Origin of the sequence: Carboxylicivirga sp. M1479 (genome assembly GCF_007097485.1) — a bacterium.
GTDB lineage: Bacteria > Bacteroidota > Bacteroidia > Bacteroidales > Marinilabiliaceae > Carboxylicivirga.
This window is the reverse complement of sequence record NZ_VKDE01000016.1, coordinates 16,212-29,534: the sequence shown is the minus strand read 5'-3', so window position 1 is coordinate 29,534 and position 13,323 is coordinate 16,212. Positions and strand designations below refer to the sequence as shown.

Annotated in this window: 10 protein-coding genes; 6 read left to right on the top strand and 4 right to left on the bottom strand. The window is 36.1% G+C overall.

The window, feature by feature from the left end:
• Positions 1-345: 345 nt before the first annotated feature.
• Genes FNN09_RS10815 through FNN09_RS10805 form a run of 3 tightly spaced genes read left to right on the top strand, consistent with a single transcriptional unit; the run spans position 346 to position 4,678 of the window.
• A complete protein-coding gene (locus tag FNN09_RS10815; protein WP_143302357.1) occupies positions 346-2,613 on the top strand; it encodes a PAS domain-containing protein in 2,268 nt (755 codons plus the stop codon).
• Between the two features lie 39 nt (positions 2,614-2,652).
• Complete coding sequence (locus tag FNN09_RS10810) at positions 2,653-3,348, top strand: 16S rRNA (uracil(1498)-N(3))-methyltransferase (RefSeq protein WP_143302355.1); 696 nt, start codon at positions 2,653-2,655, stop codon at positions 3,346-3,348.
• Positions 3,341-4,678 (top strand): zinc-dependent peptidase, encoded by a 1,338-nt coding sequence (locus FNN09_RS10805; protein WP_143302353.1) that lies wholly within the window; start codon positions 3,341-3,343, stop codon positions 4,676-4,678. Before FNN09_RS10810 ends, FNN09_RS10805 begins: the two co-directional genes overlap by 8 nt.
• Here the strand turns inward: FNN09_RS10805 and FNN09_RS10800 are convergent.
• Positions 4,675-5,073, bottom strand: a complete 399-nt coding sequence (locus tag FNN09_RS10800; protein ID WP_143302351.1) for an Rrf2 family transcriptional regulator — start codon at positions 5,071-5,073, stop codon at positions 4,675-4,677. The two genes, FNN09_RS10805 and FNN09_RS10800, sit on opposite strands and share 4 nt — an antisense overlap.
• Before the next feature lie 101 nt (positions 5,074-5,174).
• A complete protein-coding gene (locus tag FNN09_RS10795) occupies positions 5,175-6,821 on the bottom strand; it encodes a diphosphate--fructose-6-phosphate 1-phosphotransferase (RefSeq protein ID WP_255434085.1) in 1,647 nt (548 codons plus the stop codon).
• Between the two features lie 326 nt (positions 6,822-7,147).
• On the opposite strand from FNN09_RS10795, the gene FNN09_RS10790 reads away from it, so the two are divergent.
• Both FNN09_RS10790 and FNN09_RS10785 read left to right on the top strand, forming a co-directional pair.
• Complete coding sequence (locus tag FNN09_RS10790; RefSeq protein ID WP_143302349.1) at positions 7,148-8,365, top strand: 6-phosphofructokinase; 1,218 nt, start codon at positions 7,148-7,150, stop codon at positions 8,363-8,365.
• A gap of 95 nt (positions 8,366-8,460) precedes the next feature.
• The gene (locus tag FNN09_RS10785; protein WP_143302347.1) at positions 8,461-9,456 is read left to right on the top strand and encodes a glycosyltransferase family 2 protein; all 996 of its coding nucleotides are present in this window, start codon (positions 8,461-8,463) and stop codon (positions 9,454-9,456) included.
• On the opposite strand, the gene FNN09_RS10780 is transcribed toward FNN09_RS10785, so the two are convergent.
• Positions 9,453-9,656 (bottom strand): hypothetical protein, encoded by a 204-nt coding sequence (locus FNN09_RS10780; RefSeq protein WP_143302345.1) that lies wholly within the window; start codon positions 9,654-9,656, stop codon positions 9,453-9,455. The two genes, FNN09_RS10785 and FNN09_RS10780, sit on opposite strands and share 4 nt — an antisense overlap.
• 61 nt (positions 9,657-9,717) lie before the next feature.
• Positions 9,718-10,311: an RNA polymerase sigma factor gene (locus FNN09_RS10775; protein ID WP_143302342.1), complete on the bottom strand. Its 594-nt coding sequence runs from the start codon at positions 10,309-10,311 to the stop codon at positions 9,718-9,720.
• 208 nt (positions 10,312-10,519) lie between these two features.
• Between FNN09_RS10775 and uvrA the strand changes: the two genes are divergently transcribed.
• Positions 10,520-13,315 carry an excinuclease ABC subunit UvrA gene (gene uvrA / locus FNN09_RS10770; protein ID WP_143302340.1) on the top strand — a complete coding sequence of 932 codons (2,796 nt, stop codon included), beginning with the start codon at positions 10,520-10,522 and terminating at the stop codon, positions 13,313-13,315.
• Positions 13,316-13,323: the final 8 nt, after the last annotated feature.

The window sequence follows — 13,323 nt, the reverse complement described above, 5'->3', positions numbered from 1 at the left end:
CGAGTTCGACATAAAATTAATAGCTCAGACCGCTTGTAAATATTTGGTTTCAAGGAATCTTTTCGAAGGCATGGCGGGCTATGGTAAGTAAATATGACGAAGAAAACAGTTGTTTACAAGTGGAAAGTCAGGCTTTTTATTCAATAACTGATCTACTTCTCTAAATTTCATCACCATAGCTCGCTATGCTTCAAAAATTTATATTGTATATCAGTCATTTAATAAAATCTGTGCTGTTTAATTTTAATCGAACCCGGGTTATTACACTATTAGTGTGAAGATGAACAAAGGATTAGTGTATTAAAATTGTTTCTTTATCTTTATGATACAATAGTTGCCAAATCCATGAATTCAAAATACACCTTACTTTTATACATCAGCTCGGTTATTGCCTTGCATTTATTTAGCTGTACTGCAAAAGCCCATGAGTTAAAAGATATTCTTATTCTAAACTCATACCACCATGGTTTTAAATGGACATCAGATATCAACAATACCATTGTTCAACATTTTGAGGATGAAGAAACTACGCGCATTTTCAGCGAATTCATGGATAGTAAACGGTTTCATTCTGACGCTTATTTTGACAATCTTAAAAAGCAATACGTTTTAAAATACAAGCATCACCCAATTGATGGTATTATATGCTCAGACAACAGGGCCTTTGACTTTTTTTTAGAACACGGTAGCGAAATATGGGGAGATATTCCAGCCGTTTTTTGCGGGGTAAACAATATCGATGAACAACTACATCTGCTTGATGTTAAAAAACACGCCATTGTGTATGAACAAATTGATATTGATGGCACACTGGAACTTATATACGAATTGCAACCAATGTTGGAAGAAGTGGTTGTTGTTTCTGATGAAACACTATCAGGTAATATTTTTTTAAACCAGTTTATTACTGCTTTCGATCGAAAGCAACGCCCATATTCGTACCAGATAATTAACAATACACAACCCGAAAAACTTAAAGCAGCCCTCAATAAAATAGATACTAAAAACAAAGCAATCTATTTAATGAGTCTGTATACCAATTACAATGGCATACCCAATGAAATGATTGCTGAGAGTCGATATTTTTTTGATGGCATTAAAATTCCGATTTATAGTAACTGGGATTTTCTAATGCCGAAGCTATTGACTGGTGGTAAAATTCTAAAAGCTAGTGACCAAGGTCTCATGTCTGCCCAACTAATACAGAAGTTAATATCTAAAGAAGATAACAACTTTCATAATCATCCTCCCCAACATACTATTATCGATTTTGAATTGCTAAACGCCAATTTATTAACTGCAGAAAATATTAGCGGGAATTTTTTATTCATCAACAAACAAGGCAGTTTTATTGAAAGGCATAAGAAAGAGTTAATTATCATTTTAATCATCTTAATCGTTTTCATATTTATCATTTTGCTTCTAGTAAGTGATATTATTAAGAGAAAAAGTGTTGAAATTAATTTTATAAATAGCGAAAAACGGCTTGAATTAGCGATTAACGGAGCCAACGAGGGATTGTGGGATGTTAATTTAGACCAAAATAACATATACGTTAACAAGCAATTTGCCAACCTTTTATCTTATAATAGTAGTAATGAACTTAATTTAAAACTTAACAATTGGCAGAAATACATTCTACCTCAGGATATTGAGCAAGTTAAAGAAGCCTACAATCTGCATATGACCGGTAAAACTAATGCTTTCCAATGTGAAGCCCGTTTACTAAAAAAGGACAAAACACCAGTTTGGTTTTCTATTCATGGTAAAATTACAGAACGTTTTAACCAAGAACCTACTCGCATAACAGGTATTATACTTGATATACATAACCAAAAGGCTTTTGAAAACGAGCTTCAAAAAGCAAAGGAAAAAGCTGAAGAAAGCGATCGTTTAAAGTCTTCTTTTTTAGCAAATATGTCGCATGAGATTCGCACCCCAATGAATGCTATTTTGGGTTTTACCGACTTATTAATTTTTGGCAACCTAAAGAATACAGAACAGGAAGATTACTTAAACATGATTAAGCGTAGTGGAGAAAACCTACTCTCACTTATTAATGACATTATTGATATTAGTAAAATTGAATCAGGCGAACTAAAGATATCGGAAGAAAAGATAATATTAAATGAGCTATTTGATGAAATTCATCAGGTTGCCAATAGTCTATGCAATAGCCTTGGTAAAAACATAGACTTAAAGTTTACCGACTCAACAAACAAAAATCAAATAATATACTCCGATCCCCTACGTATTTATCAAATATTGATCAACTTATTATCGAATGCTATTAAGTTTACTGATAAGGGATTTGTTGAAGTAAGCTACCAAGTTACACCAGATGAAAAACTGGAGCTTTGCGTTAAAGATACGGGGCCTGGTATATCGCCAAAAGATCGCGAATTAATATTCGATCGCTTTCGACAAGTTGATGAATCGACAATTAAGAAACATGGTGGAACAGGCTTGGGATTATCCATCACCAAAAGTCTTGTTGGCCTTATGAATGGTCACATTACCTTACTTTCGAAACCTAAAAGTGGCTCTACATTTACAGTACAGGTGCCCATTAAAACCAACTCAAACACATTAACACCTGTGGCATCATCTTAAAAAGGCGACCTTTATTATCTTTGTGGCAAAATATTGAATATGGAGTTATTTTTCGATCCTGGCTTTAACGGGAATGGTATCTTAAGTGAGAATGAGAGTAAACATTGCGTGAACGTATTACGACATAAAACCGGAGATACAATAACCGTTAGCGATGGTAAAGGCTATTATTACACCTGCACAATTATCAACGCTCACCATAAACGTTGCGAATTAAAACTTGTAGAAAAAAAACACTTTAAAGCGCCTGATTTTAAATTACACCTAGCTGTTGTCCCTACCAAAAGCATTGACCGTTTTGAATGGTTGATTGAAAAGGCAATGGAATTAGGTATTACTGAATTAACTCCCTTATTAAGCCATCATTCAGAGAGAAAAAAAATTAGAACAGACCGCATTGAACGCGTGGTAGTAGCAGCCATGAAGCAATCGTTAAAAGCCTACATGCCAATTATTAATGAACTAACCCCATTTGACCGATTTCTTAAACAAAATAAATGTGACGATAATTTTATTGCACATTGCTATGATACAGATAAAAAGCCACTCAAAATAGCTTACCAAGCAGGACAAGATTGCACCTTATGCATAGGGCCAGAAGGCGATTTCTCTGAAAAAGAAGTTTATGATGCTATACAGTTGGGTTATCACCCTGTTTCATTAGGAACAAGTCGTTTAAGAACCGAAACCGCAGGTGTTGTTGCTTGCCATACTATCCACTTGCTGAATGAGTAAGGAACATATTTATATTATTGGGATATTTCTGTTTGGTATGTTAATAGCACTCATTGCTATTGCCAGAGCTTATATACAATTTATTCAATCAAAGCACCTCAAACTTAGTATAGCCAAACACCTGCCCGAATGGAAAAAGATGAACAGCATCTTATCCGAAGAATTCAACTATTATAAAAATTTACCTGAGAACTTAAAAACTGAATTCAGCCTTCGCACCATCCAGTTTATGCGCACATGTAAATGGCTATCTCCAGTGCAGTCTGAAATTACGCTTCGACAAAAGACTTTGGTATCAGCCTCTGCCATTCAATTAACATTTGGCTTGCAAAACTTTGGTTTTGGTCGCTTTAAAACCATTCTTTTATACGATGATGCATATTACAATAAAAGCACAAAACAATACCACCGAGGCGAAGTGAATCATGCCGGACTTATTGTTTTATCGTGGAAGTACTTTGAACAAGGATACGCCATTGATAACGACAAAATTAACCTGGGCTTACATGAAATGGCACATGCTTTAGACCTTGTAGTGCAATTATCGCAAGGACGCCATTATAATATGCAACGGATAAGGGAAAAGTTTCAACACTCAGCACTTGAAGAAATGCTCGCCATGAGACAAAATTCGAATCGCTTCTTTCGTTCATACGGAGCCTCCAATCAGCACGAATTTTTCTCTGTTGCGGTAGAGCATTTTTTTGAAGCATCATGCGAGTTTAGTCAAAAGCTGCCTGAACTATATCTTGAGATGTGCCAACTCTTAAACCAAGATCCATGTAATAAACTATACAAAAGCTATAAAAACCCACATAACAACCAATACAATAATAATTTCACTACTAGACAGCTAGATTTTAGCAAACCTCAGATTGTGCTAAACCCCAATAACCACATTGCTATTCCATTTATCCTATTTTCAGTAATCTACTTCACTACTCTTCCAATACTTAAAATACTTTTCCATTCCTGGTCTATCGTACATTTATCGATTTGGATTTTCATATACCTAATATATTTAGCTCTGATCTACAATAAAAAGGCTAAAGCAATCTGTATAACTACCAAGCATTTATTGTCGTGGAATTTCTTGCTTAGGAATAGGCGTTTTACAGTCCACCTTAATAACATTGTTAATATTGAGTTCACTTACATGCTCACGTATTACAAAACAAACATTAGCTATTTTGAACAGGAAAGTATCAAACAAAAGCAACTCTCGCTTTATATTTCACCTACAAGCATAAAAAAGCTGGAGCGTTTATTACTCCAGCAAGGTCTTAAGATTAAGCACAATAACAAATGGCTTAAAAAAGAAAGTCTTTAGATGTATTCATTTAAAAAGTGACTTTCCATATATTCTTTAAATTCTTTCGTCATATTACGCGATAAATCACCTAACATACAAGCGCCAATAATACACGAACGCTTATCTCCAGGGCAAGATTGAATAGCCACACGACCTTCAATGGCTTCATAAATCATCAACAGTGAAATTTCACTTGCCTCCTGTTTCAAAACAAAACCGCCGCTAGGTCCTCTATTAGATGATACAAAATCTTCTTTTGCTAATCGCTGCATAACTTTAGCCACATGATGCTTAGAGCTCTCAATGGCTTCAGATATTTGATTAACATTTAGTTTTGTTTCACTGCGTGCGATTAATACCATTGAATGCAATGCTATAGATGCAGCTTCGGAAAGTGTGACGATTTTAGACATATTCGATATAAATAGGAAATTGAATACTCAAATAACAGTTTGAGCAAAAATATAAAAAAAAGCCCGCAACGCAAGTTACGGACTTTACTATCACAATTTTATTACGCTTTTTCGTACTTTATTGTCTTTGTAGTGATGTCGCACACCTCTGATGGTCCGAAATACTGAATTGGACCTGGATATACGTAGTTAGTGTTAATTGCCCACTCTTCGCGATTTTCAACTAACTTTTGGAAAGGTGCACCATTTAATAGTACAAGTGCCTTTTGAATCACTGGCTTCATTTCACCATGACGCTTTTCCATATTCATCATCATTGTAACTGGTACACCACCAGCAATCCACTCATTAGATGGAGCTGTTAGGTTACGAACAGAGGCCATATAACCCGTTTTACCTTCACCAATTAACATTGATGCAGTGTTTCCTAAAGAATAGCAATAATCTGCATCAAAGTTTGATGGAGCAGCACAACGACCTTCATATCCGAAGAAGTGAGGCTGTCCTTTGAACTTACCTTTAAATTCACCGGCCTTTTTCATCTTCTTCAATTTAGCTTTCACCATGTCAATCAACATCTTCTCAGTTTCGATTAAAGAAACCTGAACATTACCATGAGGATCACGATCTAACATCAATTGGTTGGCAATTGAATTTGGTAAAGAAACAAACACTTCACGTGACTCGGCAGATATACGACCTGCTACAAACTCACGCTTCTCTTTATTTCCTTCCAGAGCATTAACTGCATCTTCGTTATGTGCTAAAAAGTCGTTAAGCTCAGCAATTAGTTTTTTCATTGCTGGAATGAACTCAACTAAACCTTCAGGTATCAATACAGTACCAAAGTTATCGCCATTATCTGCACGCTTGGCAACAATAGAAGCAATATAAGTCACAACATCATCCAATGTTTGTTGCTTTGCTTCTACTTCTTCCGATACGATAGTAACATTTGCTTGTGTTTGCAATGCACACTCTAAGGCAATGTGAGAAGCTGAGCGCCCCATTAACTTAATAAAGTGCCAGTATTTTTTTGCCGAGTTAGCATCACGTTGAATATTTCCAATCAACTCACTATAAACCTTACAAGCTGTATCAAAACCAAATGAAGTTTCAATCATCTCATTTTTAAGGTCACCATCAATGGTTTTTGGCACCCCAATTACCTGAACTCCAGCATTATTATTCTTATAATATTCAGCTAATACACAAGCGTTGGTATTTGAGTCATCTCCACCAATAATTACCAATGATGTAATGTTAAGCTCCTTACAGTTAACCAATGCTTTCTCGTACTGCGCTTCTTCTTCCAATTTAGTACGACCAGAACCAATAATATCAAAACCACCAGTATTTCTATAGTGATCAACAATATCAGCTGTTAGTTCAATGTACTGATTGTCAACCAAACCACCAGGTCCACCTAGGAAACCAAATAGTTTATTATCAGCATTTAGTTTTTTCAATCCGTCATAAAGTCCTGAAATAACATTATGACCACCTGGTGCCTGACCACCAGATAAAATAACACCTACATTTTGTACTTCGTAAGTCTTTTCTTCACCAGCTTCAAAATTTAAAACAGGCATTCCATAAGTATGAGGGAAAATGCGTTTAATATCATCCTGATCGGCTACCGACTCAGTTACATTTCCTTCAACAATTTTAACGCCTCCTTTTAATGAAGATGGCATTTTTGGCACATAATTCTCGCGTGCAATCTGAAGTGGACTCTTAATCATCATACTGTCTTGTATTGTTTTTTTATTCGGATATTCTTCTAAATATGTTTTACAACACCTTTTTACAAAAGGTATGCAAATTTGCTCATATTTTTTCAAATCAGGAAGACACCCCATTAACAATTTACAATCTTTAACTTATTTAGAGTGATTTTTTTTAATGTATGCAGTTTTCTGCCATAAACATTTACATTTCAACAGTCACCAATTCTATTAAGCTGTAATATGATATTTTTACAAACTTTTAATACTTAAGGTTGATTTGCAGCTTTTTAGATAATAACTTGTATCAGGTCTAAATATTCAGCTTACACTTTGATACGAAAATTATGACAATTAAGAAACATACACCTAAGACCATTGCAATTCTAACAGGTGGTGGTGATGTCCCAGGTTTAAATCCTGCAATTCGAGCCATAACCATTCGTGCTAGTCGCGAGGGTTACAATATAATTGGTATTAAAAACGGTTGGAAAGGTGTAATTTCAATAAATCCATCTCTTCCAATAGAAGAACAGGATTATTGTATGGTATTAAACGATCATACCGTAAATCGATTAGGAAGAACAGGCGGAACATTCTTACACTCAAGCCGTACCAAAGCCGACAAAGTACCTTTGAAAGATATTCCAACGCATTTAAAAGATATTTATAAGAACGAATTTAATGACTTAACACCTGAAGCAGTTAAAAACCTCAAACATCTAGGGATTGATTATTTAATTCCTATTGGCGGTGATGATACTTTAAGTTACGCGGTTAGATTGCACCACGAGGGCGTTAGAACCATTGGTATACCCAAAACTATGGATGGCGATGTTCCAGGCACCGAATATTGCATAGGATTTAGCACCTGCATCACTCGAACCATAGAATTGACACATGCATTACGCACATGTGCAGGCTCCCATGAGCGTTTTTTAGTTTTAGAAGTGTTTGGGCGAAATGCTGGCTTTTCAGCATTACTACCAACTGTGGGTGGTGCCGCCGACAGATGCGTTATTCCCGAACATCCAATTAACATAGAACAATTAACAGCATTAATGGTAGAAGATAGACAAAACAACCCAAGTAAATACTCTGTTGTGTTAGTTTCTGAAGGAGCTAGTTATGAAGGTGGTAACATCCAATATTCGAGCCACGAAACCGATGCATTTGGGCATAAGAAATTAGGTGGGATTGGTGAAGATATAGGACAGCAACTTAAACGTCTTTCACCCAAATTCAATAATGGCAAAGCAATAAATATCATTAACCAAAAACTAGGCTATTTAGTACGATCAGGCGAACCTGACGCACTGGACTCAATTGTACCTACAGCTTATGCTAATTTAGCAATGGATTTAATTATCCAAGGTATATCAGGTCAGATGGTTTGTATTAAAGATGGAAAATATGATCACATATCCATTGAAGCAGTTAAAAAAGATGAAAATGGCGAAAGCTCAAAAAAAGTAAACGTCCATAAGTTTTATGATACCAATCGTTACCGCCCTATTTATTCCAATATTATCGGAGACCCAATGTTAATTCTTACACGCGAATAAGAAAATGTTTCATGCAAAACAATCGTGTCTTTAACTTTCTATAAGCTTTTAGAACACTAATAATTCCTATATTTGGATTCAATAAATGAACCTGCATGCATTTTTCTGTTATTATTCCAATTTATAACCGTCCCGATGAGATTATAGAGCTACTTGAGTCTCTAACTTTACAATCGGCACAATCTGTTTTTGAAGTGATCATTATTGAAGATGGCTCCAACATGTCATGCAAGGACGTCATTGAACCTTACTTCAATCAAATAGATCTTCATTATTATACCCAAGACAATACAGGTCCTGGGCCAGCACGTAATCATGGTGCTAAAAAAGCAAAAGGTGATTATCTTATCTTTTTTGACAGCGACTGCATTATTCCATCCAATTATTTTAATCATGTTTTAGAACACTTGGATATTCAACCACTTGACTGTTTTGGCGGTCCTGATGAAGCTCATCCGTTTTTCACCCCGATACAAAAAGCAATAAGTTACTCTATGACATCCCCTATTACAACTGGAGGTATAAGAGGTGGCGGTAAAAAAATGGATAAATTCTATCCTCGTAGTTTTAACCTTGGAATTAAAAAAGGTGTATTCGAAGCCCTGAATGGCTTTTCCGACATGCGATTTGGGGAAGACCTCGATTTGAGCATGCGAACTATGAAAAGCAACTATTCTGTAGGCTTAATTAAAGAAGCTAACGTTTACCATAAGCGTCGCACACACTTCAGAGCATTTTTTAAGCAAGTGTTCAATTCAGGAATTGCACGAATTGATCTATCAATGTTGCATGCTGGAACATTAAAACCAGTTCACTTACTTCCATCGCTCTTCACAATAGCATATCCAATATTATTGATTCTAGGCCTGTTCTTTTCAAAATGGTTTCTAGCTCTATTTATGCTTTTTCCACTAGTCATATTCTTAGATGCCCTAAAACGCACAAAAAGCTTTTACGTGTCTTTGTTAAGCACCTGGGCATCGCTAATACAACTAATCGGTTATGGCACAGGATTTATTAGCGCCTTTTGGGTAAGAATAATCAAAAGAAAAGGTGCTTTCCACAGCTTTGCCAAATCTTTTTACGATTAATTGATTATTACCCCATCGCAACAAATGCTATCGATAGGATGATAAGCACGAGCAAATGCCTTTATATTTGAAACAACAAAGGCATGCGCTTTTATATCACTTCTAGTAAAAGTGGTATCTGGCAAGCTATCAAACACTGACAGCCAATAACTCGACTCTTCTTCGCGAGCATTTAAATCAAAAGTAGTAATGTTATTCATAGGCACTTTTATTAGATTATACTCTAAGCTAAACGAAATGCCTACAAAAATATTGTACTACTTATGATAATGTTAAGGAAATATTACGCTCTTCAGCTAATCGACGTAGATTCATCAAAGCATAACGCATTCTACCTAACGCTGTATTAATACTTACGTTGGTTTCTTCTGCTATTTCTTTAAAGCTCAAATCACGATAATGACGCATTTCAACTACCTCACGCTGATTATCGGGTAATAATTTCACCAACATACCCACATCACTCAACACCTGATCCTTAACCATTTGATCTTCTATAGATCGATCGGAAAACTGACTTGAGTTAAACAAATCGTATTCATAGTTATCGTTTGAAATTACCGATTGATTCTTCTGCTTTCGGTAATGGTCAATAATCAAATTATGAGCAATTCGCATTACCCATGATGAAAACTTACCATTATCAGCATATCGTCCTCGTTTAAGCGTTCTGACAACACGGATAAAAGATTCTTGGAATATATCTTGCGCTAATTCTTGTTGCTTAACGCACATTAAAATATAAGATAGGATTTTTGCCTGATGACGCTCAATCAATTTATCGATCGAGTTGTTATTACCAGCAATAAAGTCTTTTACAAGTTGCTCGTCAGAAAGCACTATTTGCTTTTCCATACTATTAAATTTTAAACATCTAGTAAAAGTCTTCTATAGGCAATTTCTTTTTTATGGAGTGTAAACTAAAATTGTTTTCGTATGCAAAAAAAGTAAAAAATTGTTTAAAAACAAAATATCACAACTTAGCTTACGATAAGATGACGCTTTTGTTTCAAAACTTATCCTCTATATTTATCTTTGATGCCAATCATATATTTCAAATTGCATGCAGGATAAAGTAATTAAAGTCAAAGGGGCACGTGTACATAACCTAAAAAATATTGACATTGAAATACCACGTAATCAATTTATTGTAATTACAGGTGTTTCAGGCAGCGGCAAGTCATCGTTAGCTTTTGATACTTTGTACGCCGAGGGACAGCGCAGGTATGTAGAGAGCCTTAGTTCCTATGCCAGACAATTTTTAGGGCGATTGGATAAGCCTGATGTAGACTTTATTAAAGGAATACCGCCTGCCATAGCCATTGAGCAAAAAGTTAATACACGTAACCCACGCTCAACAGTTGGCACAAGTACAGAAATATATGATTACATTAAATTACTTTATGCACGAATAGGCAGAACCATATCACCTATTAGTGGTAATGAAGTTAAAAGACATTACACCAGTGATGTTGTTGAAGTGGTTAAAAACATGGCGACGGGAACCAAACTAGCCATCCTATCCCCCATTTCTATTTCAGATGATCGCACGTGTAAAGAACATTTACAAGTATTACTAAAGCAAGGGTTTAGTCGTGTTGAAGTTGATAATTCATTCCTACGCATTGACGAACTTTTAGATGACACATCAGAAATAGCTAAAACCTGCACCGAAATATTTTTAGTAATCGACCGCCTATCGGCCGCTGATGATGAAGATACACTCAGTCGTTTAGCTGATTCGGTACAAACGGCCTTTTACGAGGGTAAAGGTGAGTGTTTGTTAAAAATATACGAAGGCGATACTCCCCAGATTCAAACTTTCTCGAATAAATTTGAGTTGGATGATATTGAATTTGAGGTTCCAAGCGAACACATGTTTACTTTTAATAACCCCGTTGGAGCCTGCCCTCAATGCGAAGGGTTTGGCAATGTGATTGGCATTGACGAAGACTTGGTTATACCCAACAAAAGCTTATCTATTTTTGAAGAAGCTGTGGTATGTTGGAAGGGCGACAAAATGAAAGCATGGAAAGAACAATTAATTCATAATGCCCATCATTTTAATTTTCCAGTTCACAAACCTTATTTTGAATTATCAGAAGCTGAGAGAAGCTTGTTGTGGAGCGGTAATAAACACTTTAAAGGTTTAAACCAATTCTTTAAGCACCTCGAAGAAAAGCAATACAAAATCCAATTTCGTGTGATGCTCTCGCGATATCGTGGTAAAACGGTTTGCCCATCGTGTAATGGCACGCGCCTTAAAAAAGAAGCCAGTTGGGTTAAAGTAAGTGATAAAAGCATTCACGAATTAGTTGTAATGCCCATAGATAAGCTGCAAACTTTGTTTACCAACATTAAGTTAAACGAACATGAAATAGAGGTTTCAAAACGCATATTACACGAAATACAAACACGTTTAAGTTTCTTGTGTAATGTAGGATTGGGATATTTAACACTCAATCGTTTATCCTCAACTCTTTCTGGCGGAGAAAGTCAACGCATTAACCTTGCAACAAGCCTTGGCAGTAGCCTTGTTGGTTCGTTATACATACTTGATGAACCGAGTATTGGTCTGCACTCCAAAGACACTGAATTGTTAATAAACGTTCTTAAAAACCTGCAAAAAGTTGGTAATACGGTTATTGTTGTTGAGCACGATGAAGACATTATTCGATCGGGCGACACCATCATTGACATTGGTCCGCATGCGGGGCGTTTAGGAGGAGAATTGGTATTCCAAGGGGATTTTAGAGAGTTGGAAGCATCAGACAAAAGCCTTACAACCAAATACCTGAGCGGCGAACTAAGCATACCAGTTTCGGCATCCAGAAGACCTCATAATGATTACATTGAAATAACAGGAGCCTGCGAAAACAACCTAAAAAACATATCAACCAAGTTCCCTCTCAATGTTATGACCGTTGTTACAGGTGTTTCTGGTAGCGGAAAGTCATCACTCATAAAAAGCATTCTTTACCCTGCCATTAAAAAACATTTGGGAGGTTATGCCGACAAAACTGGGTCCTTTGATTTAATGCAAGGCTCACTCAATAAAATTACTGAGGTGGAGTTTGTTGATCAAAATCCAATAGGTAAAAGTTCTCGCTCAAATCCAGCTACCTACCTAAAGGCTTATGATGAAATAAGAAAACTAATGGCCGACCAACAATCGGCTAAGAACAATGGTTTTAAACCATCTCATTTCTCCTTTAATATTGATGGAGGAAGATGTGAGGAATGCCAGGGAGAAGGGGTTATAAAAGTAGAGATGCAATTTATGGCTGACATTGTTCTGCAATGTGAAAACTGTAAAGGCCAGCGCTTTAAGGACGATATATTAGAAGTTAAATACCAAGGTAAAAATGTTTACGACATACTTGAATTAACGGTTAACGAAGCAATTGATTTTTTCAGTCAAGAGGATAAAGGCACTCCCAAACGCATTGTTAAAAAATTAAAGCCTTTGCAAGATGTTGGGCTTGGTTACATTAAGTTAGGCCAATCGTCAAGCACCTTAAGTGGTGGCGAAAGCCAGCGCGTTAAGCTTGCATTTTTTCTTGCTAACGAAAGAAGCCAGCCTACGCTGTTTATCTTTGACGAACCAACCACAGGGCTACATTTTCACGATATTAATAAGCTACTTGATGCTTTTTCGGCATTAATTAAAAAAGGCCACTCGCTAATTATTGTAGAGCATAATATGGACATTATAAAATCAGCCGATTGGATTATAGACCTTGGCCCTGAAGGCGGCAATGAGGGCGGACATATTATATTTGAAGGCACCCCCGAGCAGCTTGTAAAATGCAAAAAGTCTTACACAGGAAAGTATTTAAAACCTTATTTAAGTAAATAAGAAGCTGT